Source organism: Rhizobacter sp. P5_C2 (assembly GCF_054049715.1).
The window spans coordinates 1-26747 of the sequence record NZ_JBFULV010000087.1; the positions used below are offsets into that span (position 1 = coordinate 1).

At 68.7% G+C, this 26747-nt stretch carries 26 protein-coding genes; 11 read left to right on the forward strand and 15 right to left on the reverse strand.

Annotated features, from left to right (window positions below):
* From ACXJLU_RS25350 to ACXJLU_RS25365, 4 genes are all read left to right on the forward strand, one after another.
* A partial coding sequence (locus tag ACXJLU_RS25350; RefSeq protein ID WP_457335766.1) for an acetate/propionate family kinase occupies positions 1 to 813 on the forward strand: 813 nt, incomplete at its 5' end.
* Positions 814 to 848: 35 nt separating this feature from the next.
* Entirely contained in the window at positions 849 to 1616 is a 768-nt protein-coding gene (xth, locus tag ACXJLU_RS25355; RefSeq protein ID WP_457335768.1) for an exodeoxyribonuclease III, read from the forward strand.
* Between the two features lie 120 nt (positions 1617 to 1736).
* Complete coding sequence (locus ACXJLU_RS25360; RefSeq protein WP_143171817.1) at positions 1737 to 2108, forward strand: hypothetical protein; 372 nt, start codon at positions 1737 to 1739, stop codon at positions 2106 to 2108.
* Positions 2109 to 2241: 133 nt separating this feature from the next.
* Complete coding sequence (locus tag ACXJLU_RS25365) at positions 2242 to 2544, forward strand: hypothetical protein (RefSeq protein ID WP_457335770.1); 303 nt, start codon at positions 2242 to 2244, stop codon at positions 2542 to 2544.
* Positions 2545 to 2578: 34 nt separating this feature from the next.
* On the opposite strand, the gene ntrC is transcribed toward ACXJLU_RS25365, so the two are convergent.
* The 10 genes from ntrC to ACXJLU_RS25415 all read right to left on the reverse strand — a co-directional run bounded on the left by ntrC (position 2579) and on the right by ACXJLU_RS25415 (position 13014).
* Positions 2579 to 4081: a nitrogen regulation protein NR(I) gene (gene ntrC / locus ACXJLU_RS25370; protein ID WP_457335772.1), complete on the reverse strand. Its 1503-nt coding sequence runs from the start codon at positions 4079 to 4081 to the stop codon at positions 2579 to 2581.
* 42 nt (positions 4082 to 4123) lie between these two features.
* Positions 4124 to 5227, reverse strand: a complete 1104-nt coding sequence (gene glnL, locus ACXJLU_RS25375) for a nitrogen regulation protein NR(II) (RefSeq protein ID WP_369823016.1) — start codon at positions 5225 to 5227, stop codon at positions 4124 to 4126.
* Positions 5228 to 5247: 20 nt separating this feature from the next.
* Positions 5248 to 5757 carry a hypothetical protein gene (locus tag ACXJLU_RS25380; RefSeq protein WP_457335774.1) on the reverse strand — a complete coding sequence of 170 codons (510 nt, stop codon included), beginning with the start codon at positions 5755 to 5757 and terminating at the stop codon, positions 5248 to 5250.
* A gap of 154 nt (positions 5758 to 5911) precedes the next feature.
* The gene (gene glnA / locus ACXJLU_RS25385) at positions 5912 to 7327 is read right to left on the reverse strand and encodes a type I glutamate--ammonia ligase (protein WP_073468626.1); all 1416 of its coding nucleotides are present in this window, start codon (positions 7325 to 7327) and stop codon (positions 5912 to 5914) included.
* Between the two features lie 246 nt (positions 7328 to 7573).
* Positions 7574 to 8368: a competence/damage-inducible protein A gene (locus tag ACXJLU_RS25390; RefSeq protein ID WP_457335777.1), complete on the reverse strand. Its 795-nt coding sequence runs from the start codon at positions 8366 to 8368 to the stop codon at positions 7574 to 7576.
* The gene (locus tag ACXJLU_RS25395; protein ID WP_457335779.1) at positions 8365 to 9246 is read right to left on the reverse strand and encodes an EI24 domain-containing protein; all 882 of its coding nucleotides are present in this window, start codon (positions 9244 to 9246) and stop codon (positions 8365 to 8367) included. Before ACXJLU_RS25395 ends, ACXJLU_RS25390 begins: the two co-directional genes overlap by 4 nt.
* Positions 9247 to 9291: 45 nt before the next feature.
* Positions 9292 to 10284, reverse strand: a complete 993-nt coding sequence (locus ACXJLU_RS25400; protein ID WP_457335781.1) for a sterol desaturase family protein — start codon at positions 10282 to 10284, stop codon at positions 9292 to 9294.
* Between the two features lie 24 nt (positions 10285 to 10308).
* Positions 10309 to 11091 (reverse strand): polysaccharide deacetylase family protein, encoded by a 783-nt coding sequence (locus ACXJLU_RS25405; RefSeq protein ID WP_457335783.1) that lies wholly within the window; start codon positions 11089 to 11091, stop codon positions 10309 to 10311.
* Positions 11075 to 12088: a YncE family protein gene (locus tag ACXJLU_RS25410; RefSeq protein ID WP_457335810.1), complete on the reverse strand. Its 1014-nt coding sequence runs from the start codon at positions 12086 to 12088 to the stop codon at positions 11075 to 11077. The genes ACXJLU_RS25405 and ACXJLU_RS25410 overlap by 17 nt, the downstream gene beginning before the upstream one ends.
* Positions 12089 to 12201: 113 nt before the next feature.
* Positions 12202 to 13014 carry a TIGR00266 family protein gene (locus ACXJLU_RS25415; protein ID WP_457335785.1) on the reverse strand — a complete coding sequence of 271 codons (813 nt, stop codon included), beginning with the start codon at positions 13012 to 13014 and terminating at the stop codon, positions 12202 to 12204.
* A 136-nt stretch (positions 13015 to 13150) separates the two neighbouring features.
* Here ACXJLU_RS25415 and ACXJLU_RS25420 point away from each other — a divergent pair, with 136 nt between their 5' ends.
* Positions 13151 to 14098 carry a hypothetical protein gene (locus ACXJLU_RS25420; RefSeq protein ID WP_457335787.1) on the forward strand — a complete coding sequence of 316 codons (948 nt, stop codon included), beginning with the start codon at positions 13151 to 13153 and terminating at the stop codon, positions 14096 to 14098.
* Between the two features lie 23 nt (positions 14099 to 14121).
* Here the strand turns inward: ACXJLU_RS25420 and ACXJLU_RS25425 are convergent, their stop codons facing one another.
* The gene (locus ACXJLU_RS25425) at positions 14122 to 15147 is read right to left on the reverse strand and encodes a hypothetical protein (protein WP_457335789.1); all 1026 of its coding nucleotides are present in this window, start codon (positions 15145 to 15147) and stop codon (positions 14122 to 14124) included.
* A gap of 255 nt (positions 15148 to 15402) precedes the next feature.
* Here ACXJLU_RS25425 and ACXJLU_RS25430 point away from each other — a divergent pair, with 255 nt between their 5' ends.
* Positions 15403 to 15894 carry a heme-degrading domain-containing protein gene (locus tag ACXJLU_RS25430; protein WP_457335791.1) on the forward strand — a complete coding sequence of 164 codons (492 nt, stop codon included), beginning with the start codon at positions 15403 to 15405 and terminating at the stop codon, positions 15892 to 15894.
* A gap of 22 nt (positions 15895 to 15916) precedes the next feature.
* Here ACXJLU_RS25430 and ACXJLU_RS25435 read toward each other — a convergent pair whose 3' ends face one another.
* Entirely contained in the window at positions 15917 to 17257 is a 1341-nt protein-coding gene (locus tag ACXJLU_RS25435) for a DUF6445 family protein (protein ID WP_457335793.1), read from the reverse strand.
* Positions 17258 to 17437: 180 nt separating this feature from the next.
* Here ACXJLU_RS25435 and ACXJLU_RS25440 point away from each other — a divergent pair, with 180 nt between their 5' ends.
* The 4 genes from ACXJLU_RS25440 (at position 17438) to ACXJLU_RS25455 (ending at position 21774) form a co-directional block, all read left to right on the forward strand.
* Positions 17438 to 18625, forward strand: coding sequence for an imelysin family protein (locus tag ACXJLU_RS25440; RefSeq protein WP_457335795.1), 1188 nt, complete (start codon positions 17438 to 17440; stop codon positions 18623 to 18625).
* Complete coding sequence (locus tag ACXJLU_RS25445; protein ID WP_457335797.1) at positions 18622 to 20055, forward strand: di-heme oxidoreductase family protein; 1434 nt, start codon at positions 18622 to 18624, stop codon at positions 20053 to 20055. Before ACXJLU_RS25440 ends, ACXJLU_RS25445 begins: the two co-directional genes overlap by 4 nt.
* Positions 20052 to 21188, forward strand: coding sequence for a DUF1513 domain-containing protein (locus ACXJLU_RS25450; protein ID WP_457335799.1), 1137 nt, complete (start codon positions 20052 to 20054; stop codon positions 21186 to 21188). The genes ACXJLU_RS25445 and ACXJLU_RS25450 overlap by 4 nt, the downstream gene beginning before the upstream one ends.
* Before the next feature lie 76 nt (positions 21189 to 21264).
* Positions 21265 to 21774 carry a hypothetical protein gene (locus ACXJLU_RS25455; protein WP_457335801.1) on the forward strand — a complete coding sequence of 170 codons (510 nt, stop codon included), beginning with the start codon at positions 21265 to 21267 and terminating at the stop codon, positions 21772 to 21774.
* Between the two features lie 7 nt (positions 21775 to 21781).
* Here the strand turns inward: ACXJLU_RS25455 and ACXJLU_RS25460 are convergent, their stop codons facing one another.
* From ACXJLU_RS25460 to ACXJLU_RS25470, 3 genes are read right to left on the reverse strand one after another with little or no spacing between them, the layout of a single operon-like run.
* Entirely contained in the window at positions 21782 to 23824 is a 2043-nt protein-coding gene (locus tag ACXJLU_RS25460; protein ID WP_457335803.1) for an LTA synthase family protein, read from the reverse strand.
* Positions 23825 to 23837: 13 nt separating this feature from the next.
* Positions 23838 to 24476: a hypothetical protein gene (locus ACXJLU_RS25465; RefSeq protein WP_457335805.1), complete on the reverse strand. Its 639-nt coding sequence runs from the start codon at positions 24474 to 24476 to the stop codon at positions 23838 to 23840.
* Positions 24473 to 25579 (reverse strand): sialidase family protein, encoded by a 1107-nt coding sequence (locus tag ACXJLU_RS25470; protein WP_457335807.1) that lies wholly within the window; start codon positions 25577 to 25579, stop codon positions 24473 to 24475. The genes ACXJLU_RS25465 and ACXJLU_RS25470 overlap by 4 nt, the downstream gene beginning before the upstream one ends.
* 170 nt (positions 25580 to 25749) lie before the next feature.
* Between ACXJLU_RS25470 and ACXJLU_RS25475 the strand changes: the two genes are divergently transcribed.
* A partial coding sequence (locus tag ACXJLU_RS25475; protein WP_457335808.1) for a sigma-54-dependent Fis family transcriptional regulator occupies positions 25750 to 26747 on the forward strand: 998 nt, incomplete at its 3' end.

Below are 26747 nucleotides of genomic sequence, written 5' to 3' on the forward strand. Positions count from 1 at the left end.
CCGCTGCACCAGCCGCACAGCCTGCGCCTGGTCCGGGCGCTGCGGCGGCTGCGGCCGGCGCTGGCGCAGACGGCGTCGTTCGACACCGCGTTCCACCAGACGCAGGACCCGCTCGCCCGCCGCTTCGCGCTGCCGCGCGCGCTGCACGACGCGGGCGTGCAGCGCTACGGCTTCCACGGGCTGTCGTATGCCTTCATCGCGCGCGAACTCGCGCGGCTCGCGCCGCAGGCGGCCGACGGGCGCGTCGTCGTCGCGCACCTGGGCAGTGGCGCCAGCCTGTGCGGGCTGCAGGCCGGCCGCAGCGTCGACACCAGCATGGGCTTCTCGGCCCTCGACGGCGTGCCGATGGGCACGCGCTGCGGCGCGCTCGACGCCGGCGTGCCGCTGTATCTGATGCAGCAGCGCGGCCTGTCGCACGACGAGATCGAGGACCTGCTGTACCACCGCTCGGGGCTGCTCGGCGTGTCGGGGCTCAGCGCCGATGCCCGCACGCTGCGCGCAAGCGACGCGCCGGCCGCGCGCGAGGCGCTGGCGCTGTTCGCGCTGCGCTGTGCCGGTGAAGCGGCGCGCCTGGCGACCACGCTCGGCGGGCTCGACGCGCTGGTGTTCACCGCCGGCATCGGCGAGCACGATGCCGCGCTGCGCGCCGCGGTGTGCGAGCGGCTCGGCTGGCTCGGTGTCGCGCTCGACGCCGACGCGAACGCGCGCCATGCGCTGCGCATCGACGGGCCCGGCAGCCGGATCGCGGTGTTCGTGATCGCCACCGACGAGGAGCGCACGATCGCCGACGAGGCCTGGACGCTGCTGCGCTGACGTACGATGCGCGCCTCCGCCCGAAAGGTTTGCCCGTGAAACTCGCCACCTGGAACGTCAACTCCCTCGCGGTGCGCCTGCCGCAGCTGATCGACTGGCTCGCGCTGCACCAGCCCGACGCGATCGTGCTGCAGGAAACCAAGCTCACCGACGACAAGTTCCCGAGCGCCGAGATCGAGGCCGCCGGCTACCAGGTGCAGTGGTTCGGGCAGAAGACTTACAACGGCGTCGCGCTGCTGTCGCGCACGGTGGCGAGCGACATCGTGAAGAACATCCCCGGCCACGACGACGAGCAGGCGCGCGTGATCGCCGGCACCGTCAACGGCATCCGCATCGTCGGCGCCTACATCCCGAACGGGCAGTCGGTCGAGAGCGACAAGTTCCAGTACAAGCTGAAATGGCTGACGGCGCTGCGCACCTGGCTGGCCGAGGAGCTGACGCGCCACACGCATCTCGTACTGATGGGCGACTACAACATCGCGCCCGAAGACCGCGACGTGCACGACCCGGTCGCGTGGGCCGGGCAGGTGCTGTGCACGCCCGAGGAGCGGGCGCACTTCCAGGGCCTGCTGTCGCTCGGGCTGCACGACTCGTTCCGGCTGTTCGAGCAGCCGCCGAAGAGCTGGAGCTGGTGGGATTACCGCAACCTCGCGTTCCGCAAGAACCAGGGGCTGCGCATCGACCACATCCTGGTGAGCGACGCGCTGAAGGGCCAGGTCACCGCGTGCGTGATCGACAAGCCGACGCGCAAGAACGAGCGGCCCAGCGACCACGCGCCCGTCATCGCCGAGCTCACGCCCTGACCTGACGCTTCGGCTTTCCACACGCCGCAACGCCTCGCAGGGCAGCGCCGCACCGGGGCGTTCGCACAATGGACCCGTCAACTAATTTCAGTGACGCTTCATTGAGGAGTTCTTATGCGCGTGAATGCATCTCGTGGAAATGCCGGAGCCGGTGCCGCAGGTGGCGCCAACGCTGCGGGCGGCGCGGCCCCCGCAGGCAAGGCCGGCGGGCTGATGGGCCCGGGTGGATTGGGCCGTGAGGCCGCGAAGACCGGCGGCCTGGGGCTGTTGGGCGGCGGCGCTTCGTCGCTCGGCGGGCACGCCGTCGACAAAATGCTCAGCGGCGGCCAATCGGGCGGCGCACAAGGTGCGAGCAATGCGAACGCCGCCGCCTTCGCTCAGCAAGGCCCGGGCGGTCAGCAAGCCGCTGGTGGTGCCCAGGATCCGCAAGCCGCTGCCATCCAGGCCATCCTCGGGCGCCTGCTGAAGCAGGGCGGTGGGGGCGACGACTGAGTGTTTCCTCGAAGTCGGCCTCACCCGAGGCTCTTGAGGCCGGCTTCGGTCAATGGCTGTTCGTGACCCTTCGTGAAGGTGCCCCACCGTGACACTCAACACCACTGCGGAAATCCGCGAAATCACTGCGTCGATGACGAACGCGTTGCTGCAGGGCCAGATCGAGCAGGCCCACAGCCACTGGTTCCAGCTGCGGGCGATGGACGACGTTGCGCCGGAGTACCTGGCCATCGGCGCCTTCATCCACATCCAGCGCGGCGAGATCCTCGACGCAATGCACTACATCGACACCTTGCCCGAAGGCTGCTGCCCGGACCTGAAGGCGATGTGCTACTACCTGCTGGGCGATCCGATCTGGCACGCCCACGCGCAGGCGCTCGAAGAGAGCCCGAACCCGCTGATCCGCCAGTCGATGTCGGCGCTGCTGGCAGCGTAGACCGCGCGAGGGCCCAGGCCCTCGCCCGCCGGCCTCAATCGTCGAGCCCGAGTTCCTGGATCTTGCGGGTGATGGTGTTGCGCCCGATGCCCAGCTTCTGCGCGGCTTCGATGCGCCGCCCGCGCGTGATCTCGAGCGCGGTGTGGATCAGCTGCGCCTCGAACTTGCGCGTCAGCGTGTCCCAGACCTCCGGCAACCCGGCCTGCAGCATCGCGCGCGATTCGCGCTCCAGGTCGACCAGCCAGTGCGTGCTGGTCGCCACCGCGGCCACAGCATCGGGCAGCGGTGCCGCCACCGGCGCGGCCACATGAGCCGCTGCACCCACCGTTGACGCCGGCACCTCGGCCGGCTCGCCGACCGGCACGCGTGACGGAATCGCCACCAGGTCGCCCTGGAATTCCGGCGGCAGGTCCTTGGCCTCGACCACCTGGGCCGGTGCCATCACCGTCAGCCAGTGGCAGATGTTCTCCAGCTGCCGCACGTTGCCCGGGAAATCGAACTGCATCAGCCGCGCGAGCGCCGCCTCGGTGATGCGCTTGGCCTCGACGCCCAGCTCCTTCGCGCTCTTCTGCAGGAAGAAGCGGGCCAGCGACGGCACGTCCTCGCGCCGCTCGCGCAGCGCCGGCAAGCGCAGCCGGATCACGTTCAGCCGGTGAAACAGGTCCTCACGGAAAGCACCGAGCTTGACCCGCTCTTCCAGGTTCTGGTGCGTCGCCGCGATCACGCGCACGTTGCTGCGCAGCGGGTTGTGCCCGCCGACGCGGTAGAACTGCCCGTCGCTCAGCACGCGCAGCAAGCGCGTCTGCAGGTCGAACGGCATGTCGCCGATCTCGTCGAGGAACAGCGTGCCACCGTCGGCCTGCTCGAAGCGCCCTCGCCGCGTCGTCTGTGCGCCGGTGAACGCACCGCGCTCGTGGCCGAACAGCTCGCTCTCGAGCAGGTCCTTCGGGATCGCCGCGGTGTTGATCGCGACGAACGGCCCGCTCGCGCGCGGGCTGTGCTTGTGCAGCGCCTGCGCGACCAGTTCCTTGCCCGAGCCCGACTCGCCGGTGATCAGTACCGTGACCACGCTCTGGCTCAGCCGCCCGATCGCGCGGAACACGTCCTGCATCGCCGGCGCCTGGCCGAGCATCTCGGGCATCTGCGCCATGCGCTCGTCGCGCACCTCCTCGCGCATGCTCTCGTCGAGCGCACGGCGGATCAGCTCGACGGCCTTCGGCACGTCGAAGGGCTTCGGCAGGTACTCGAAGGCACCGCCCTGGAACGCGCTGACCGCGCTGTCCAGGTCGGAGTAGGCCGTCATGATGATGACCGGCAGGCCGGGATGGCGCTCCTTGACCTTGCTCAGCAGCTCGATGCCCGAGCCGCCCGGCATCCGGATGTCGGATACGAGAACCTGTGGGAAATCGTCTTCGAGCGCGAGGAGCACGTCGCGCGGGTTGGTGAAGCTGCGCACCGCGAGGTCTTCACGCGCCAGCGCCTTCTCCAGCACGAAGCGGATGGATTGGTCGTCGTCAACGATCCAGATGGGTTTCATGCCCTGCCTGTGGTTCCGGTCCCGCCCGCCCCGGCTTCTGGCTCAGGGCAAGGGGATCACGATCTTGAAAAGGGTCTGGCCCGGTTTGCTCTCGCATTCGATCATGCCCTGGTGTTGCTGCACGAACGTTTGCGCCAGCGTGAGTCCCAAGCCCGACCCGCCATCGCGCCCCGATACCAGCGGGTAAAAAATGCGATCCCGGATCGACTCCGGTATCCCCGGGCCGTTGTCTTCGATATGCAAGTCCAGTGCCAATCGATATCGTTGCTTGCCCAGGGTGACCTGCCGCGCGATGCGCGTGCGCAGCGTGATGCGGGCATCGCCCTGCTGGATGCGCTCGGACAGCGCCTGCGCCGCGTTGTGCGCGATGTTGAGCACCGCCTGGATCAGCTGCTCGCGGTCGCCGCGGAAATCGGGGATCGAGATGTCGTAGTCGCGCATCACCGCCAGCCCGCGCGGGAACTCGGCAATGATCAGCGAGCGCACCCGCTCGCAGACCTCGTGGATGTTGACGTCGCTCACCACGTGCGGCTTGCGGTGCGGCGCGAGCAGCCGGTCGACCAGCGCCTGCAGCCGGTCGGCCTCTTGAATGATGACCTGGGTGTATTCGGTCAGCGCGCGCGACTCGACCTCCATCTCGAGCAGTTGCGCCGCGCCGCGGATGCCGCCCAGCGGGTTCTTGATCTCGTGCGCGAGGTTGCGGATCAGCTCCTTGTTGGCCCGCGCCTGGCCGAGCGCGCGCTCCTCGCGGTCCTGCCGGGTCTGCTGCTCGATTTCCACCAGCTCGACGATCGCCTCGTTCGGCCGGTCGAGCTGGTTGACGATCACGTGCACCGGCAGCGCATCGCCATGCGCTGACACCGGCCGGCGCAGCAGCGCCTCGAAGCGGCTGGTCGAGAAATCGTTGCGAACGACCGCGGCCACCGTGTCGCGCACCGAATTGGCATCGATGAACCAGTCGAACAGCGAGCCGCCCAGCACGCTGCGCCGCGGCAGGCCCAGCACGTTCTCGAACGCGGCATTGGCGAACAGGCAGCTGCCGTCGTCGCGCACCACCGCGACCATCGTCGCCAGGTGGTCGAAGGCCTCGTAGCGCCCGGGCAGGTCGCCCGCCACCGCCGAACGCGCAGGCTTCGGCTTGTTCACCGGTTTGGCCACCGGCTTGTTCACTGAAGCTTCGCGAGTTCTCGCCTCAGCGCGGCGACGTCGCTTTCCTTGCGCATGATGTTCGCCTTCATCTCGGCGACGCGATCCTGGTACTTCTGGTAGTTCTTCTCGTCGCCCTGGCGCTCGGGCTCGCCGTTGTTGTAGGCCTTCTGCAGCTCGGCCAGGCGGTCTTCTTCCTTCTTCAGCTCGGCTTCGAGGATGCGGCGGGCATCGCTGTCGCGGGCGCGCTGCTCGTTCGGGTCGACCTTGTTCTCACCGGACTTGGCGGCCGCACCCGAGGCCGCCTTCGCCGGGCGCAGGCCCTGCACCACGGTGATCGGCGTGCCCTCGATCGTCTTGCAGCCTTTTTCCTTGGCCTCCTTGGCCGACAGCGTGTCGGTGTAGAGCACCGGGTTGCCGGGGCAGCGGTAGACGGTCTTTTCGTCGGCCGCCCGTGCAGGCAGGGCGATCACGGTGGCGACGGCAGCCACTGCGAGCGCGCAACGGGTCGTGGTTCGATGAGAGCGCATGAAAGTCCTCGGGCCGTGGAATCTGGTCGGATTGTGGCTGATCCCGCCATGTAAAAAGGGACGGCGCGTGCCGTCCCTTTGTTTCCCAATGTCGTCGGGCGGAGCCACCAGACCTGAGAGCCTGCGCTCCCGGCCAAGGTTCCGCGCGCCGCGATCAGGCGCTGTAGTACATGTCGAACTCGACCGGATGCGTCGTCATGCGGAAGCGCGTGACTTCCTGCATCTTCAATTCGATGTAGGCGTCGAGGTAGGCGTCGGTGAAGACACCGCCCTTGGTCAGGAACGCACGGTCCTTGTCCAGGTAGTCGAGCGCCTGGTCGAGGCTGTGGCAGACGGTCGGGATCTTCGCGTCTTCTTCCGGCGGCAGGTGGTACAGGTCCTTGGTGGCGGCTTCGCCCGGGTGGATCTTGTTTTCCACGCCGTCGAGGCCGGCCATCAGCAGCGCCGAGAACGCTAGGTACGGGTTCGCCAGCGGGTCCGGGAAGCGCGCTTCGATGCGGCGGCCCTTCGGGTTGGCAACGTACGGAATGCGGATCGAGGCCGAGCGGTTCTTGGCCGAGTAGGCCAGCTTCACCGGGGCTTCGAAGCCCGGGACCAGGCGCTTGTAGCTGTTGGTGCCGGGGTTCGTGATCGCGTTCAGCGCGCGGGCGTGCTTGATGATGCCGCCGATGTAGAACAGCGCGAATTCCGACAGGCCCGCATAGCCGTCACCGGCGAACAGGTTCTTGCCGTCCTTCCAGACCGACTGGTGCACGTGCATGCCCGAGCCGTTGTCGCCGACGATCGGCTTCGGCATGAAGGTCGCGGTCTTGCCGTAGGCGTGGGCCACGTTGTGGATCACGTACTTCTGCAGCTGCAGCCAGTCGGCGCGCTGCACCAGCGAGCTGAACTTGGTGCCGATTTCCATCTGGCCGGCGTTCGCCACTTCGTGGTGATGCACTTCGACCGGAATGCCCAGCGATTCGAGGATCAGGCACATCTCGGAGCGCAGGTCTTGCGCGCTGTCGACCGGGGGCACCGGGAAGTAGCCGCCCTTGACGGCCGGACGGTAGCCCGAGTTGCCGTGGTCGTATTCCTTGCCGGTGTTCCAGGCCGCTTCTTCGGATTCGATCTTCGAGAACGAACCGGACATGTCCACGTTCCAGCGGACGCTGTCGAAGATGAAGAACTCGGGTTCCGGGCCGAAGTAGGCGGTGTCGCCGATGCCGGACGACTTCAGGTAGGCCTCGGCACGCTTGGCCAGCGAACGCGGATCGCGCTCGTAGGGCTTGCCGTCGGTGGGCTCGATCACGTCGCACGTGAGGATCAGCGTCGGCTCTTCGAAGAACGGGTCGACGTTGGCGGTGTTCGGGTCCGGCATCAACAGCATGTCGGAGGCTTCGATGCCCTTCCAGCCGGCGATCGACGAACCGTCGAAGGCATGACCGGAGATGAACTTGTCTTCGTCGAACGCAGACAGGGGCACCGAAACGTGTTGCTCTTTGCCGCGGGTATCGGTGAAGCGGAAGTCAACGAACTTGACCTCGCTTTCCTTCACCATCTTCATCACGTCGGCGACGGTCTTTGCCATCAGGTTCTCCTAGCGAGAGGCTTGTGGGGTGAGTGGGTGGGTAGAGACGACAGATTCAGTGCCGGGAGGGGCCTGGAAATGCGCACAGGAATGTAGCAGAAAGCATGCCCGCGCCCGATGACAGCGCAGGCCCAGCCGGCATGCGCCCCACCGGGTGAGCGAGGTCCCCAAACCTGCGATGGATGCAGGTCGGTGACGCCACATTGGTGCATCGCCCGGCACCAGGCTGGACGCGGAATCTGGCGTTCACCGCACCAACTCGGGGCCGAGTTGCGCACCATGGCCACGCAGCCCGGCCAGCAGTTCGGCGAAGGCTTCGGCCACCGGCCCGGCCGCGCCCTTGACGCCGAGTTCGATGTGGCGTCCCCATTGCGGGTGGTCGACGCTCGGCAGGCTGAACACCTTGACGCCGTCGAAGCGGGCCTCGATGGCCTCCATCAGCGGCGTGAGGGTCGACTCCATCGCGCCGAACACGATCACCGACTGCTCGCGCGGGCGCTCGGCGCGGTGTTCGCCGGGGTAGCGCTCGTCGAGCACCCACTGCAGCATCGGCCAGGCCATCACCGGGAAGCCGGGCACGAAGTGCACATGGCCGACCGAGAAGCCGGCGATCTTGTTGTAGGGGTTCGGGATGACCTGCGCGCCCTCGGGGAACATGCCCATGTTGAGCCGGTGCAGGTTGTCGTCGCGCTCGGGCTCGTACGGCAGGCCCTGCTCGGCGGCGATGTCGCGCATGCGCTCGAGGATCAGGTCGCGCGCCTGTGGATGCAGCGCCAGCGGCACGCCGAGCGCATTCGCGGCGCACTGGCGGGTGTGGTCGTCGGGCGTCGCGCCGATGCCGCCGCACGAGAACACCACGTCGCCGCTGGCGAAGGCCTCGCGCAGGTGCGCGGTGATGCGCGCGGGGTCGTCGCCGACGTAGCGGGCCCACGAGAGCGCGATGCCGCGCTCGTTCAGCAGCGCGATCACCTTGGGCAGGTGCTTGTCCTCGCGTTTGCCGGAGAGGATCTCGTCGCCGATGATGATGACGCCGAAGTTCATGTGATGTCCTGTGAAGCGGGGGCCGGGGGCAGCGGTGTCGGATCGGCGGGCGGCGGCAGCACGACGGCGGCGGCCAGCTGCTGCTCGGCGCGCAGCTCGGCCAGCGCCGCCAGCGCGAAGTGCGCGAACCACAGCGACGAGAACGCGAACACCAGCGTGTAGATCCAGATCGCGACCGGCACCAGGATCGGCGCGAGCGCGAGGAACATCAGCCCCGAGGCCCACACCAGCGACGGCGCGGCGCCGAGGTAGCCGGTGGCGATGCCGAGCCCGAGGAAGCTGGTGCGGTGGCGGCGGATCAGCTCGCGGCGTTCGTCCTTGCTGGCGTGCTCAGAGAGCACGTCGTAGACCATCACGCGGTAGGTCAGCCAGCCCCAGATCAACGGCGGCACGACCAGCACCATCAGCGGCACGAACCACAGCGGGATCGACGCGATCAGCGCGACCACCGCGACCGCCGTCGAGCCGAGGCTGACGACGACGCTGCCGAGGAAGGTGCCGCCGCGGCGGCGCTCCAGCAGCGGGAAGCGGCGCTGGGCCACCAGGTTCAGCATGGCCGGCGTCATCAGCGTCGCGACCACCAGCAGCGACAGCAGCACCAGCACCGGGGTCGCGAGGAAGATCACGACCAGCGGGCCGAGCACCGACTTCAGGTTGCCGGCGCCGATGCTCTCGAGCCAGTTGAAAAGGGCATGCAGCAGGTCCCACGAATTGAGCAGGTCGCGCACGCCGTCGATCGCGGCTTCCCAGAAGAAGTAGCCGAGGCCGAAACTCAGGCCGACGAGCAGCGCGAGTGGCAGCAGCGACAGGACGACGACGCGCGGGTGCAGGCAGTAGGCGGCGGCGCGCCAGAAGGAATCGAACAGCGGTTTCACCATGGGCCGGCAGGATAACCGGTGCTCCCGGTCCCGTTCCCGACGGGTTCAGTTCTTTCGTCCGAACGCCCGCCTGAGCCCCAGCCACTGCTGGTGCCAGAACCCTTGCCCGTACTCGCGCCCACCCGCGTCGGGCAGCTGGTCGCGAATGCCCGTCGGGTCGTAGCGGACCTCGAAGTTGCCGGTGCGGAACAGCACGTCCCACACCGGGAACAGCACCGCGAAGTTGTGCCCGCCGAGCGTGCCCTGCCCCGCCGTCTCGTGCCCGAGGCCGATGCTGTGGTGCAGCCGGTGGAAGCGCGGGCTGACCAGCACGCGCTCGAACACCGTGCCGAACCAGACCCGCAGGTTCGCGTGCGACAGGCTCTCGAGCAGCTGCGTGCAGGCCACCACCGCGATGAACTGCCCCGGCGGGATCCCGATCAGCCGCGCGACGATCACGATCACGCTGTCGCGGATCAGGTCGTCGAGCAGGTGGTTGCGGTTGTCGCTCCACATCGTCATCTGCCGCTGGCTGTGGTGCAGCGAATGCAGCCCCCACCACCAGCGGAATTGATGCTGGCCGCGGTGGATCCAGTAGTCGACGAAGTCGAACACCAGCAGGTAGGCGACGAAACTGAACCACGCACTGTCGGTGACGCCCGGCCACCACGGCGCGAACCACTCGTCGAACTGCCAGGTCGGCAGGCCCGCCAGCCGCGCGGCACCGAAGGCCTCGTCGAACAAGGGATCGACCGCGAAGAACAAGCCGACCCGGAACAACCCCAGCCGGTGGATCAGCGTGTACAGCACGTCGGTGCGCACCGCGCGCCGATCCGTCACCGGCTCGACCGGACGCCAGCGCTCCAATGCACCGATCACCACCAGCAGCACGACGATCTGCAGCAGGCCGACCAAGAGCCAGCCGGTCGCGTCGAACGCATCCTCGACGACGTTGCCGAGCCCGAGGTGGAACGCGAGCGGCTGCACGATGCCCTCGAACAAGGCCTGCTGCACGCGGCCGAAGGCGTCGGTGAAGGCGAGCAGCAGCGAATCGAGCATGGCGACAAGTTTCGGCGGAAAGGATCAGCGCTGCGCAGCATCCCGGTAGGCCGGGTGGTCGCGCAGCGTCGCGAAGCAGAAGCCGCGCTGTTTCAGCCCCTGGATCAGCGGCTCGAGCACCGCCGGCGCCCACGGGTCCTGGCGCGACCAGATGCCGAGGTGGGCCAGCATCACGTCGCCCGGACGGATGTGATCCAGCGCGCGCTGCAAAAGTTGCGCGTTCGGGTAGCGGTCGCTCGGTAGCTCGTCGCCGAGGAAGCCGGCCTCGCTCCACGGCACGTGCGTCCAGCCGCAGGCCTTCGCCGCGGCCAGCAACGCCGGCGAGGTCTTGCCGCCGGGGGCACGGAACAGATGCGGCATCGCCTGCCCGGTCATCGCGCGGAAGCGGTCGGCGGGGCGTTGCAGCTCGGCGCAGTACTGGGCCGCGGTCCAGGTCAGCAGCTTGCCGGCGTCGGGGCCGGCGCTCGGCCGTACCTTGAAGCCGCCGCCCTTGATGCCGGTTTTCACATCGGCCACCCAGTACACGTGGTCGAAGGTGTGCGAGCCGAACACGTGGCCCTCGGCCGCGCGCGCCTTCCACCACGGCGCCCACTGGTCGTCGAGGCTCGTGCCGTCGGTCTTCGTCTTCTCGTTGGCGAGGAAGAAGGTCGCCTTGACCTGCTCGCGGTCCAGCACCTCGGCCACCAGCGGGGCTACGCCCATGTGGCCGGTGTCCAGCGTCAGGTAGACCGGCTTGTCGCAGCCGGCGGCATGGACCTGGCCAGCCAGCAATGCCGCAACGATGAAAACGCTAGCGGCGCGACGCATGGTCGAGCGTCCACACGCCGTGCGGCGAGCGGCCCACCGTCACCTGGCGGATCACCTGCTTCTTCTCGATGTCGATCAGCGTCAGCTTGCGGGCCCAGCGCGAGCTGACCAGCAGCGTCTTGCCGTCGGCCATCACGTCGATGCAGTCCGGGCCACCGGGCGCCGGGTAGGTGTCGACCACGCTCAGCGTGCGGAAGTCGATCATGCTGATGGTGTTGGCCACGCGGTTGCTGACGAACACATGCTGGCCGTCGCCGCGGCTGCGGAACGCATGGGCGCCGGCGCCGGTCGGGATGCGCTTGACGAGCTTGGGCTGCGCCTGGCTCACGTCGTAGACCTCGACGAACTCGTCGCCGGTCAGGCCGACCAGCAGCAGCTTGTCGTCGGGCGTCAGGTAGACATCGGCCGGCAGCTTGCCGACGGTGATCTTCCAGCGCGGCTTCTGCGTCGCGATGTCGATCGCCATCAGCTCGTCGCTGTCCTGCATCGACGAGTAGATGACGGTGCTCTTGCTGTCGATCGACAGGTGGCTGGGCGTGCGCGACGCGGCCACGCGGCCGGCGAGCTTCATCGGGTTGGCGGCGTCGGCCGGCTCCCAGCGGTAGATGTCGATGTGGTTCAGCCGGTTCGCCGCGGTGACGAACCACTTCATGTCGGGCGAGAAGCGCAGGTGGTACGGGTCGGGGATCTTGGTGATCGTGCGCTGCACCTCGGCGGTGACCGGGTCGACCAGCGTCAGCGAATCGCTCAGCGCGTTGGCGACGATCAGCGACTTCTCGTCGGGCGTCAGGTAGAGGTGGTGCGGTTCCTTGCCGGTGGGAATGCGGCGGATCTCGGTGAACGTGGTCGGGTCGATCACGCTGATCGACGCATCGAGCGAGTTCAGCACGAAGATCGGCGGCTTGGCGGCGGCGCCAGCGGCCTGCGCCCCGAGCGGGGCGGCCAGACAGAAGGCCGACAGAACGAGCGACGAGAGACGGGGCAACGCAGACAGCAGTTTCAAGACCGATACCAGCTAGGAAAACCGGCATTTTAGGCGGGCGCAGCGTGCGCCCACCTTCAAATTGGCCTGCGAGCGCATTTCTGTTCTGCGCTTCATCAAGCCAGGCGTCAGTCGTCGTCGCCGCCGAGGATTCCGCCCAGCAAGCCGCCGCCGGCGAAACCGCCCAACACCGAGCCCTCTTCACGCCGTCCGCCGTTCTGCGGCGCGGCCGCAAACACGCGCGAGGCCAGGCGCGAGAACGGCAGGCTCTGCAGCCACACCGTGCCGGGGCCGGTGACCTTCGCGAAGAACAGGCCTTCACCACCGAACAGCGCGGTCTTGATCTTGCCGACGTACTGGATCTCGAAGCTGACGTTGGGCGTCAGCGCGACGATGCAGCCGGTGTCGATCAGCAGCGTCTGGCCGGGCTGCAGCTCGCGCTTCAGCACGGTGCCGCCGGCATGCACGAAAGCGAGGCCGTCGCCCTCGAGCTTCTGCATCACGAAGCCTTCGCCGCCGAAGAAGCCGACCGACAGCTTCTGCTGGAAGAAGATGCCCAGCGACACGCCCTTGGCGGCGCACAGGAAGGCATCCTTCTGGCAGATCAGCGTGCCGCCGAGCGCGCGCAGGTCCATCGGCAGGATCTTGCCGGGGTACGGAGCCGCGAACGCGACCTTGCGCTTGCCCTGGCCCTGGTTGGTGTAGGCGGTGGTGAACAGCGACTCGCCGGTGATCAGCCGCTTGCCGGCGCCGAGCAGCTTGCCGAAGATGCCGCCCTGGCTGGCCGAGCCGTCGCCGAAGACGGTGTCCATGCCGATGCCGGCATCCATGTACATCATGCTGCCGGCCTCGCCGACCGCCGCCTCGCCCGGGTCGAGTTCGACCTCGACGAACTGCATCTCCGAGCCCTTGATCTCGTAGTCCACCACGTCCATTGCCACGTTCATGCTCCTGGTTGAGAACGGGCGGATTCTGACATCGTCGGAGACGGGTGGAATGCTGTCGAGAGACGAAACGTCTCTGCTCTACCAATCAGTTGGAGGCATGCGATGATTTTGCGCAACCAGAAGATGCCCAATGAACAAAAATAAATCGCATGTCAAAGTTGCGCCAATCGTGGCGACCGTGGCGATCGCCATGATGCTTTCATATTTCATTTTTCAACAATCGCACGAAAAGGAATCGCTGCCCGCAGCAGCCTTGCCTGCAAAAAGCACCCCGAGTGACAGAGCGTTGCCGGGCGCAACGCCGGTCGAGCGTTCCTTACCGCCTGCTTCCCAAGCAGAAGCAATACCCAAACCTCAAGACAGGCCTCCTGTATCTTTTGCCTCTGCAAATGACATCTGGGCTTACGCCAATTCGGCCCTCAAGAGCAATAACGAAAGTCAAGTCTATGAAGGGTATTGGGCGGCTCGCGAATGCACGGGGTTCGGTCGTGCCTGGCTGGACTATTCATCCTTTGCCAGCGGAGGCAAATCAAATATACAAGGAACATTGACTCAAGCTCGACAGATTGCAATCCAGGCTCTACAGCGGCGTTGCAATGGATTCATTCTCGCGGGGAATGCCGAGTCGAAGAAGTTGGTTAGTGCACTGGATTCGCGTGCCGTGGCGCTGGGTGGGAGCTTGGCCGACTCATCAAGAAGAGCCGACAAGAACTTCGATGATGACTCGATTCTGAGTACATTGATTTTCTCCCAAAGTCCGACGGCCATTGAAGAAGGATTACTGGCACTCTCAAAATACTGGGACAAGGCGTCCGCTGGCAGCGCGAATGGTGAACGAATCAAAATACTTGATGCAGCATCGTTGGCAGCCATATGCGATTTGGGCAAGGATTGCAGCAATGACAGCTACTACACTCAACTCCTTTGCGCAATGGGGGGTGAGTGCAGTAGCGACTTTTGGCAGAAGTGGTCAGATGGCCTTGATGCTTCGCAGGTGGCACAAGCCAGGATCTACAAGCAAAAGATCATTGAAGCAGTCCATGGCCGGAACCTTGCCGCGCTGAAAAATATTCAATGAATCCCTTCACGGTGGGTGAAATTTCACGTCATCAACCTCGACCGCAGCTTCGCCATGCGCAGCGCGCGCCGCAGGAAGAAGCCGGTCACGTCGAACCCGGTCCCGCCCTTCGAGAACTCCTGCTCCGGCCCGTCGCACAACCGCACGGATCGCCACGCGATGCCGTCGCGCGGCCGGTGGGCCGGCAGCAGGTTCGCGCCGAAGCCGACGTACTCGGCCACCAGCGCGCCGCGGCGCCGGTCGAACAGCTGCAGTTGCACCCGGGCGACCCAGTGGCTGCGGTCTTCCGGGGTCGAGGTGTCCTGCACCGTCAGCAGGTAGCCCGCGGTGCTCGCGCGCACCGGTCCTTCGATCAACTGCAGCAGGTCGGTCTGCGCCAGGCGCGCCATGAACTCCTCGGCATTCGACGGCAGCAGCAGCGTGCGGCCCGCGGACTCCCACCACATCCGGTGCGCCGTCACGGAGATCGCGCCGCGCGAGGTCGTCCGCCGGTCCTGCTCGACGAAGTCGAACTGCGACGATGCGAGCACCTCGCGGGCCGTCGGTGCATCGAACCACTCGACCGGCGGCAGGTCGTCGAGCGTCGGCCGGTGCAAGCGCTCGATGTCGAGCAGCACGCCCTCGTTGGCGCGCACGCGGTCCGCGTCGCTCGCGGTGGTCAGCCGGCGATCGCTGTCGCAGCGGCGCGCCAGGTAGGCCAGCGCGTTGCCCACCATCGCGTCGTTGGCGGCCTGCGAGCGGGCTTGCGCGGCCTGGTGCCGCACGGCTTCGAGGGCCAGCCAGCCGAGCCCGTGGGCCGCCGCCAGCACCATCAGCGCCAGCACGGTCGCGACGCGCCGGTGGCGCGTCGCACGCGGCGTTCGGCTCAGCACGCCGAGCACGAACGACRCCCCCACGAGCAAGGCGACCGCGCCCAGCGCCAGCAGCATGGGGGCGTTGATCCAGGCCACCAGGGCCTCGAAGCTGCCGGGGACCGCGTCGGGGACGGGAACTTGAAGGGGAACGGGAACAACATCGGAAACGAACGGGGTGTCGGTAGGGGACGGCATGAGCCCATCCTTTTCAAAAAAAGGGGTTCAGGGGAACAACAGGTCGGAGACCACGGATCGGGGAGATCACAGACGTCGGACCAGAAAGCCCCCGGGTGTCAAAGGCCGGCCGCGTCGAATACCTGAAAGTGTGTTCCGCCTCCCTATTCACCTATGCTGACGCATGCGGTGATTGCATAGTTTTGAGGGCGTCCCGATACAGTCGGGAGTGAAAACGCTGCTCCACCCCCTCGTCAACCCTTGCTTCGACACCCCATGGACCTCGAAAAAGATCTGAAAACGATTGCCCGGCAAGAGGATTGTTTTCAAATGAAACACTTCAATGAGGCCACCGCATGGGCTCTGGGCGTGCGGCTGAAGGAAATGGCCGAAGCGCGCGGTGTCGCGATCACGATCGAGGTGCGGCTGGCGAAGGAAACGGTGTTCTTTTGCGCGATGCAGGGCACCTCGCCGTCGAATGCCGACTGGGCGCGCCGCAAGCGCAACACGGTCGAGTTGCTGCACCACAGCTCGTACCGCGCGGGGCTCGACCACGCGCTCAACGGCGGCACGCTCGAGTCGAAGATGGGCCTGCCGCTGCGCGATTACGCCGACCACGGCGGCAGCTTCCCGATCGTCGTGGCGGGCAGTGGCTGCATCGGCGCGGTGACGGTCTCGGGCCTGCCGCAGCGCGAGGATCACGCGATGGCGGTCGAGGCGCTGGCCGAGCTGTGCGGGGTGTCGCTGGAGGGGCTGCGGCTCGATTGACGGCGCAGCCCGGGGCGGGCTCTCAGCGCTCCGATTCGAAGTGGAACAGCTGCACCAGCCGGCCTGACGCGGGGCTGTCGCCGAACAGCTCGGTGATCGCGTGGAAGAAATCGCTGCGGAACACGATCAGCCGGTTGAAGCGCATCGGCACCTCGAACAGGAACTCCCAGGTCGCATCCCGCTGCTGCTGCCATTCGGCGAACAGCAGCCGCCGGTTGATCGGCAGGTGGCGCTTCTGGAAGTCGAGGAACGACGCATGCCCCATGCCGGCCAGCGCCGCATCGTCCGGGCGGCGGTCTTGTCCGGTCGCACGGTGCCGGTAGAAGCGCGTGCCGCCGCGGCAGTCTTCCGGCCGGCTCAGGTACAGCACGCCGCCGAAGATGTGCGGCAGCGTCGGGTTGTCGACGTGCACGTCGGCGCGCGCCTCGTCGGCCGCGAGGCTCACCCGCAGCGCGCCGTTGTCCGGTGAATCCCACTTGATCGCGCGGCCCAGCAGGTCGGCGATGCGCTGCATCGTCGCGTCGACCGGCTGCGGCGGCGTCTGCACGCCGGGGAAGTTGCCATTCGGCGAGCGCTGCGCCTGCGTCGCACACAGGCGCAGCGCCTCGGCGCGGAAGGCCTGCGGATCGGGCAGGAAATCGTCGATGACGAGCAGGTCGCGCTCGATGCAGGCGCGCTCGAGCGCGGCAGCATCGACGCTGGCCGCCGCGTTCAGCAGCAGCGCGGGCGACGCCTGCGAGGCCGGTACGGACGACGAGGAGGCGCGCGCGAACCCCATGTTCAGCCGCTCGGCGATGCGCGGCGCAAGCGCCACGGCGCGCTGCGCATGCGGCAGCGCCTCGGGCATCGCCCAGCGCAGGTAGCGCAGCCGGGACAAGGCCTCGTGCCATTCCGCGTGATCGGGCTGCAGCGCCAACGCGGCGGCATAGCGGCGCTCGGCCTCGTCGAAGCGCTGCAGCTGCACGCACAAGCCGCCGAGCATCGCCAGCCCCTGCGCATCATCGGGCCGCAGCTCGCAGGCGAGCTGCATCTCGGCGAGCGCTTCGGGCGCCTGGCCGAGCTGCAGCAGCGCGGTCGCGAGGTTCATCCGGTAGTCGGCGGCATCGGGCCGGCGTGCGATCGCGCGCCGCACGAAGGCGACGCCGAGCGCCGGCTGGCGCAGGCTGAGGTAGGCCACACCGAGCAGGTGCAAGGCCTCCGGGTTCTCGGGCTGGTCGGACAGCGCGGCCTGGTACAGCGAGAAGGCCTCGCTCACCCTGCCTTGGGCATGCAGCGCGCGGCCCTGCGCCAGCGCAGCGTCGGCGTCGACCGGACGCGCGACGGCCGGCGCTGCCCTGACAGGCCGGTGGGAAGTCTTGTTCATGAAATCGGAATCGGATCGAAGCCGATGCGCGAGGCACCGAAGTCCGCCATCAGACACGCGCTTCCAAAACGTTCGCTGACGCAGGGTCTTTCACACGCCGACATCCCCCGACATGAAGCATGTCCAGCGGGCGTGGCTTGATCTATATTGCAACGCCCCTGGGCCTCGAAGAACCACAAGATGAACAAGCGCGAGATGCTGCATGCCGTGGCCGCGGGGCTGGGGACGATGCTGTGGCCGGCGCAGGCGGGTGCGGCCACCGAGGTCGACGCCGCGGTACTGCCGTTGGTTCAGCCGGTCGTTCAACACTACGCGGTGCTCGTCCACGCCTCCTACAGCGACAGCCTCGCCGCCGCGCTCGTGATGCAGCAGGCCATCACCGCCTTCCTCGCGCAGCCCTCGGCCGACACGCTGAAGGCGGCGCGCACCGCCTGGCTCGACGCCCGCGAGTGGTACGGCCAGACGGAGGCCTTCCGCTTCTACGCCGGGCCGGTCGACGACGGCAAGGGGCCGGAGCAGCGCATGAACACCTGGCCGGTCGACGAGTCGTACATCGACTACGTGCGCGACCGGCCCGACAGCGGCCTGATCAACAACCCGAAGGCCCCGCTGACAAAGGCGGCGCTGGCGGCGGCCAACATCCGCGGCGGGCTCGAGAACGTCTCCACCGGCTGGCATGCGATCGAATTCCTGCTGTGGGGCCAGGACCTCAGCGAGACCGGCCCCGGCGAGCGCCCGTTCGAGGACTACGTCGACGGCAAGGGCGCGCATGCCGACCGCCGCCGCCAGTACCTCGCGGCCGTCACCGGGCTGCTGATCGACGACCTGCGTTACCTGATCGCCGCGTGGGCGCCCGGCGCGAAGGCCAACTACCGCGCGAAGTTCGAGCGCGGCGGGCTCGAATCGGTGCGGCGCATCATCATCGGCATCGGCGCGCTGTCGCGGGCCGAGCTGGCCGGCGAGCGCATGGAGGTCGCGCTGAACACGCAGGACCAGGAGGACGAGCAGTCCTGCTTCTCCGACAACACGCACCGCGACATCGTCAACAACGCGCTCGGCATCGAGAACGTCTGGCTGGGCCGCTTCAGGCGGCGCGACGGCAGCCTGCTGCAAGGGCCGTCGCTGCGCGACCTGGTGGCGGCCAAGGACCCGGCGCAGGCCGAGCGCACCACGCGGCAGATCGCCACGTCGATCGCCGCGGCGCAGGCGATCCACCCGCCGTTCGACGTCGAGATCCGCGGCAGCCGCAGTGCGCCGGGGCCGATGCGCGTGCGCGCGACCATCGACAGCGTGCTCGCGCAGGCGCGCGAACTGGGCGCTGCCGCCAACGCGATCGGCATCACGCGGCTGAACATGGTGAAGCCGTGAAGCGGCTCACACAGGGGCTGCTCGCGACGCTGGTGGCCGCGAATGCCGTGCTGCTGCACGCCGCCCCCAACGACGACGCGCTGACGCCCGACGAGCAGACCGGCGGCGCGACCACCGTGGCCGCGACCGGCCGCAATGCGTTCTCGTTCGCCGCCGCGAACCTGAACGACGACGAGCGCACCCGCTTCGCGGTCGGCAACTCCTTCTTCCGGCGCAACTGGGTCGAGGCGCCGTCGTCGACCGCGGCACGCGACGGGCTCGGCCCTCACTTCATCGCGCGCTCCTGCGGCGGCTGCCATGTGCAGAGCGGTCGCGGCGCGCCGCCCGACTACACGAAGCCGCTCGATGCGCGCGGCGAGCCGCCGGTCGCGCTGCTGCTGCGCCTGTCGATCCCCGGCGAAGGCCCGCACGGCGGCCCGCGGCCCGACCCGATCTACGGCGACCAGCTGCGCACGCTGGCCGTGCCGGGCGTGCGCGTCGAAGGCCGCATCACGATGCAGGTGCGCACGCTGAGCGGCAGGTTCGCCGACGGCACGCGCTACACGCTGCGCCAGCCACGCTTCGGCGTGGCCGGCCTCGCGTACGGGCCGGCCTCGAAAGACCTGCAGTTCAGCCCGCGGCTCGCGCCGCAGCTGATCGGCATGGGGCTGCTGGAAGCCATCCCCGAACAGCAGATCCTCGACAACGCGGCGCGCCAGGCAGCAGCACCCGGCCCGGTCAAGGGCCGATCCAACCAGGTGTGGGACGCGTTCGAGCAGCGGATGATGCTCGGCCGCTTCGGCTGGAAAGCCAACGTCGCGACGCTGGCGCACCAGACCGCGGCGGCGTTCGTTGGCGACATCGGCATCACATCGGGCCGCTTCCCGGAAGAGTCCTGCACCTTCACGCAGGACGACTGCCGCGCCTCGCCGCGCGGCGCCAAGGGCGAGGCGCCGGAGATCGACGACCGCACGCTCGGTGACGTGGTGTTCTACCAGGCGAGCCTCGCGCCGCCGGCGCGTCGCCAGCCAGGCGATGCGCAGGTGCTGCGCGGCCGCGCGCTGTTCGAGCAGGCGCAGTGCGCGGCCTGCCACCGACCGAGCTACGTCACCGGCGACAGCCCGCTGCCGGACTTCGCGAGCCCGGCGCTGAAGGGCCAGACGATCTGGCCGTACACCGACCTGCTGCTGCACGACATGGGTGACGGCCTGGCCGACGGGCGGCCCGACTTCCTCGCCGATGGCCGGCAATGGCGCACGCCGCCGCTGTGGGGCGTGGGGCTGATCCGCGACGTCAACGACCATCAGCAACTGCTGCACGACGGCCGCGCGCGCGGCGTGCTCGAAGCGGTGCTGTGGCATGGCGGCGAAGCCGACGCGAGCCGCCGGCGGGTGCTGAAGATGACAGCGGCCGAACGCGCGGCGCTGGTGCGCTTCGTGGAATCGCTGTGAGCCGCGGCGGCTGGACGCGGCGACGCTGGCTGCAGGCGTGCGCCGCGGCGTCGGGCGGTGCGATCGGATCACCATGGGCCGCCACCGCATCGGCCTCGCTGGCCGCCGCCTGGCAAGGCCGTGACGGCGGCGCGAACGTCGGCGTCTTGCGCCTGCAGGGCCATCGGCTGCAGGTGCACCGCTCGATCGCCGTGCCGACGCGCGCGCACGGGCTGCTGCAGGAACTCGGCGGCACGCTGCTCGCCGTCGCGCGCCGCCCCGGCGACTGGCTGATGCGCTGGGACCGCGACGGCCGCGTGCTCGCGCTCGCGTGGATCGAACCGAACCGCGCCTACAACGGCCACGTGATCGCCGATGCGTCGGGCGACACGCTGTACACCAGCGAGACCGACCTCGACAGCGGTGCCGGCCTGATCGGCGTGCGCGATGCCCGCACGCTGGACAAGCGCGCCGAATGGCCGACGCACGGCCGCGACCCGCACATGCTGCTGTGGGACGAACACGCCGCGCCGTTCACGCGCCTCGTCGTCGCGAACGGCGGCATCGAGATCCGGCCCGAAACCGGCCGCATGAAGCTCGGTCTCGACCGCATGGATTCGTCGCTGGTGCGGCTCGACGCAACTCACGGCGAATTGCAGGGCCGCTGGCAGGTCGACGATGCGCGCCTGAGCCTGCGCCATCTCGCGTGGCAGGGGCACGGCGGCGACGCAATGCTCGGCATCGCGATGCAGTCCGAGCACGGCGAGGCCGCGTTGCGCAATGCCGCGCCGGTGCTGGCGCGCTTCGACGGCCGCGCGCTGCAACCCGCTGCATCGCCCGCACTGGCCGGCTACGGCGGCGACATCACCGCGGACGACGCAGGCTTCGTGATCGGCTGCCCGCGTGCGCAAGGCCTCGCACGCTGGCACACCGATGGCCAATGGCAAGGCCTCGCGCCGCTGCAAGAGGCCTGCGCTGTTGCACTTGATGCATCTCGTGCGTTGTGGGCGGGAGGGCGATCGAAGGCCCAACGATCGGCAACAAAGGTATCTGACGCAAAAAAAGACGATCGGTCGCAAGTTGGTCTTCCAATTGGTCTGCAACTGGACAACCATTGGTTGGTGCTTCGAGACGTTGCGGCGAAAGAGGGGTAACGCCCCGTAAACCTTCGTCCGCAATTGCGGCTCCTTCGCTATCGTTTGCGCACAACACGACAGGGGGATCCAACCCATGAACCGAGTGCTCTCATGGCCGTTGCTGCCGCTTCCCGCGCAGCATCTCGAGCAAGTCGCACGCAGCCGCCACGTGGCGGTGGTATCCGACAAGCAGGCCGTTCGCATCACCCTTTCCTTCGGCATCGTCGAGATGCTGATCGCGCCGAACCAGCAGCCGATGCTGCCGGGCACCGAGGTCTATGTGTGGTTCAAGGGCGGCGGCTTCCTGTGCGGCCCGAAGCGCGAGATCGACCTCGCCGAGCGCGAATCCCGCCATGCGCTGCGCCGCGTCAAGGCGGCGCGTGCCGCGCTGGCCACCAGCCGCGCCGAGCGCGCGGCACGGCTGGCGGCCGACATCGACATCCTGCTGCCCGAGCTCGATGCCGCGATCCCCGACAACGGCGACAGCGACCTCGCGCCCTTCGATTCGTCACCGCTGCCGCTGGACACCGCGCCCGGCCAGCTCGACGAGCACCGCGACATCGACCGCACCGCGGCGCCGGTCGGGGAGTCGAGGCGTCATTGAGTCCTGATCACTGAGCCTTCGGCAGCTTGTGGTTGTGCGTCTGCAGGTACAGCGCCGCATGGCCATACGCCGCCGGGAAGTGCCCCCACTGCTGCTGCAGCGCCGCGATCTCCGGCGCCACCGGCTGCTGTTCCAGCAGGTTGGTCGACGGCTTGTCCGACAGGATGTCGAACAGCGCCGGCGGTTGCCGGTCGACCAGCATGTGCGTGCCGACCAGCACGCCCAGCTGGCGCGGTCCGGTGAACTGGAACTCGAAGGCAACGCGGCTCGCGTCGAACTGCGGATCGAGCAGGTCGCGGCCGAGCGTGGTGTTGCGGTAGCCGATGCCGGCCAGCGACGCGAGCGTCGGCAGCACGTCGACCTGCTGCGCCCAGTGGTCGATGCGGCGCGGCGCCACATGGCCCGGCGAGTAGACGAGGAAGGGCGTGTGGCCCTGCGTGATCGCGAGGTCGTGCCATGACTTCGGCAGGTGCGGGCCGGTCACGCCGATGATGCCGTGGTCGCCGATGAACGCGAAGATCGTGTTCTTGAAGTAAGTCTCTTGGCGGGCCGCCGCCATGAAGCGGCCGATGCACCAGTCGAGGTAGGCGAAGGCGCGGTACTCATCCACCGAGATGAAGCCGTTGTCCTCCAGTTGCGCGTCGGTCGGCGTCGGCGGCTGGAACGCGGCCTTGTCTTCGTCGGGGACGGTGTACGGCCGGTGGTTGCCGCTGGTCTGGATCATCGCGAAGAACGGCTTCTGCTGGGCGCGGAACATCTCGTTCGCCTCCAGGAAGAGGTTCTTGTCGGAGACGCCCCACACGTCGACCACCGGCGATTTCAGGCGCGTCTGCTCGACGATGTCGATGTCGTCGATGCTGGCCGTCAGCACGCCGCGCACGTTGGCCCACGAGGTGCTGCCGCCGATGAAGTAGAACTTCTTGTAGCCGGCGAACTCGTTGATGATCGACTGCTGGTTGCTGGCCGCCGGGTTGCGCGACGCGGTCGATTCGACCGAGACATCGGGCATGCCGGTGACGGTGGTGAACACGCCGCGCGCGGTGTGGCCGTGCGCGCTCATCATGCGGGTGAACAGCAGGCCGTCCTTCGCGAGCGCGTCGTAGTTCGGCGTCGCGCCGAGCGGGCTGCCGATCGCGCCGACCTTGTGCGCCGCAAAGCTCTCCAGCAGCACCAGCACGACATTCATCGGCGGCTGGCCGGCCCGTTCGGGCTTGGGCGGCACCGTGCGCAGCAACGAGATCGGCTCGCCCGGCTTCAGCGGCGGCAGGCCGACGAAGGCGCGGATCGCATCGGCGTCGGGCCGCATCTCGGCGTCGCCCAGGCTTTGCGCGCGGAAGGTCCAGGTGTCGTACAGGTTGTGCAGCGGGTTCAGCGACAGCTGTTGCGCGAACGCGTTCTGCAGTTCGATCGAATCGCTCCAGCGCAGCGGGTACTGCGAGAACTTGCCGTGGATGCCGAACACCGCGAGCAGCACGACAACGGTCTCGGCGACGCCGACCTGCCAGCGCTTGCGGGGTGCCTTCAACTTGACCATGACTTCGGTGGCGACGATGCGCCGCCACAGCCAGCCGAAGATGAAGTGGCACAGCACCAGCCACGCGACCACGGCCAGCGTGATGCGACCGACCGGGTAGGTCTGCGTGACCATGCCGGTCGCCTCGCCGATGTCGCGCGCCAGCGAGATGACGACGGCCGTCAGCCGCTGCGCGAGGTAGGCGAAGTGGCCGGCGTCGAGCACCACGCCGAGCGCCCACACGAAGGCGGCGAGCATCCAGTACGTCCACCAGAAGGCGCGTGCGCGCGGCGGGCGCAGCCAGCGGCCGACCCACGGCAGCGTGGCCAGCAGCCAGGCGAGCAGCACGGTGTCGAGCGCGACGCGCAGGTCGAAGCGCGCGCCCAGCCACAGCGCGGCGCCCCAGTCGCCGGCCGACATCGCCGCATCGGGCGGCGCGAACCAGAGGCCGAAGACGGCGCGGCAGACGGTGCCGACGACGAGGAGCACGGCGGCCATCGCGAGGGCGAGGCGAAGATGCGGGCGCAGCAGGGACATGGTCGATCCGGTCTCAGGAGGTCGGCGCCACGGCCGCGCGGCGACGCCACCGCGCGGACACGACAGCGAAAGCGAACATCACACAGCGCGCCAGCGCCCACAGCCACAGCAGCGGGTCCAGCAGCGCGTCGAACAGGTTGCCGGTCGGCAGGTGCGTCACGGCATGGAAGGTCAAGGCCAGCAGCACGGCCCAGCCGGCCGCGACCTGGCGGCCGCGCACGATCACCGCGAGCGCGAGCACCGACAGCACGACGGCCGCGACCGGCGCCTGCGTCGCGTCGAACCCCCACGGGTACAGGCCGAGCGACAGCGCGCCGACGGCATCGGCGTAGAGCACCAGGCCGCCAGCCACCAGCGCCGCAGAGAGCGCGACGGGCAGCGTCTGCTGCCCGGGGCGATCGGCGAAGCGCTTCCAGACCGAGACGGCGCACAGCGCGGCGAACAGCGCGCTCGGTTGCTGGAATGCGAGGCCGAGCCACCAGGCCGGGGATGCGGGGCCGGGCAGCCACATCGCGGTGAAGGCGATCAGCGTGACGCCGGCGCGCCGCTTCAGTCCGCGCAGGGGCAAGGTCGAGAGCAGGATGGCCGCGGCAACAGCGCCCCATGCAAGCCGCGCCCACACCATTTGCTGGGCGAGTTCCGGCAGCGTCATGGCGCGCCCTCCCCGTCCTCGATGTCATAGACCTGGTGCCCGATCGCCTGCCGCTGCGCGGTGTAAGTGACGTGCAGCTGCCGGCCCAGCTGCTGCACGCTCGGGTACGAGAACTCGTCGCCGGCCTGGCCGCGCTGCACGTCGAGCGCCGGCGCCCAGGCCAGCGCATCCACCGAGGTCGACAGCCGCAGCCACTGGCGCGGCGAGCCGCCGGGCAGCGTGTCGTTGTGCAACATCACGTAGCCGCCGTTCGCCAGCCGCAGCGCGGCGACCGAGTCGTCGCGGTTCGGGATGGGCAGCGGCGGTGCGTCTTCCCAGTGCCGGCCGGCATCATGGCTCACCGCCTGCTGCACGCGGTGCGACGGGCCGATGTCGCGCATCACCGCGCGCAGCTCGGTGCCCGACACCGGCAGCAGCGCCGGCTGCAGCGCGGTCGTCGAGCGGCCGATGCGGCTCAGCCAGCGCGGCGCGCCGTCGGCATCGAACGCGATGACCATCGGGTACTTGTTGCGCAGCTCGAAATACGCCGGCAGCAGCCAGCCGCCGTCGTCGAGCCCGACCGGGTTGGTGCGCACCAGCACGCTGGTGTCGGCCAGCGGCGAAAGCGGCAGCACGCGGCGCACCGAGAAGCTGTGCGCGGCGTCGGTCGATTCGAGCTGCACCACGCGCGCCGCGGCCCAGCCGCCGAGCCCGGTCGCGACCATGAAAACGTGCACACGGCCATCGGGCGCGACCCAGGCCGACGGGTTGCCGATGCGGCGCACGCCGAAGCCGAGTTCGCGGCCCAGCCAGGCGCGGTCGGCCACCTTCTGCGCGGCGCTCCAGCGGCCATCGGCCCAGCGCGCGAGGTAGAGGCTGACGTCGGGTGCGCTCTCGCGCGAACCGGCCCACCAGAACGCGAGCAGCTCGCCATTCGGCAGCACAGTGAGCGCGCTCGCATGGGCGGCCGGCACGCCGTCGGGCATCGGGATGCGCTGCGACGAGCGCGGGTTCAGGCGCGGCATCTTCACCGGCGTGCTCAGCGGCTTCACCGCGAGCCGCGGCTCGCGCGCCGTCGCAGCGGTTGCCGCGGCACGCCGCCACTCGGCGGCTGCGCCCAACATCACACAGGCCAGTGCCAGCACCAACATCCTCGACGACCGTTGCGCCCGACTCATTCCGCGCCTGTGACCTTGCTGAAAGGCGCAGATTGTGACAGCCGGGGGGGCCACCCCCACGCGCCGAGCGCGATCCCGCTCGAACATGCAGAATGCCGGCACGCGAAGGAGGCAGCATGTTCCCTCAGTCCCCCGCCAGCCGGCACGCCGCCGATGTGGCCTCGCCGCAGCACCTGCAGGCGATCGCGCAATCGCACGAGCGCTGCGCCGCCCTCGGGCTCGACGAGGCCGCGGTGCCCGAGCTGAACCGGGCCTCGGCCGCGCGGCTGAATGAAGCGCGCGAACGCCACCGCCGGCTGCACGAACAGGCGACGCCGGTGATGGAGCTGCTGTTCGACCAGATCGCCTCGTCGCACAGCATGGTCGCGCTGACCGACCCGAACGGCGGCATCCTGCACAGCCTGGGCGACGACTCCTTCCTCGAACGCGCGCAGCAGGTGGCGCTGTCGCCCGGTGTCAACTGGTCGGAGCCGGGCAAGGGCACGAACGCGGTCGGCACCGCCCTCTTCACCGAAGCACCGACGCTGGTGCACGGTGACGAGCACTTCCTGCGCGCGCACCGTTTCCTGACCTGCTCGGCCGCGCCGATCTTCGACCACGCCGGCCGCGTGATGGGCGTGCTCGACGTCAGCGGCGACCAGCGCTCGTACCACCCGCACACGCTGGCGCTGGTCGACCTGTCGGCGCGGATGATCGAGAACCAGTGCTTCGTCGACCGCTTCCGCAGCGGGCTGCGGCTGCACTTCCATGCCGAGCCGGCCTGCATCGGCACGGTGCGCGAAGGGCTGCTGGCGGTCGACACCGATGGCGCGATCCTCGGCGCCAACCGCAGCGCGCTCGCGCAACTCGGCCTCAGCATCGGCGCGCTGCGCATGCTCGGGCTGGAGGGGCTGCTGGGGCTGGGCATCGGCGCGTTCGCCGAGCACGGCCGGCGCCATGGCGACACGCCGCTCACGCTGCACCCCGTGCTCGGCCCGGCGGCCGGCGCGCCGCTGCACGTGCGGGCGGTGTTCCAGTGGCCGGCCTTCTGGTCGGCGGCGGGCCTGGTCTCGCGGGCGACGCTGGCACAGGTGGATTTGCCGGCCGGCCTGGGGCGGACGCCGGAGCCCGAGCC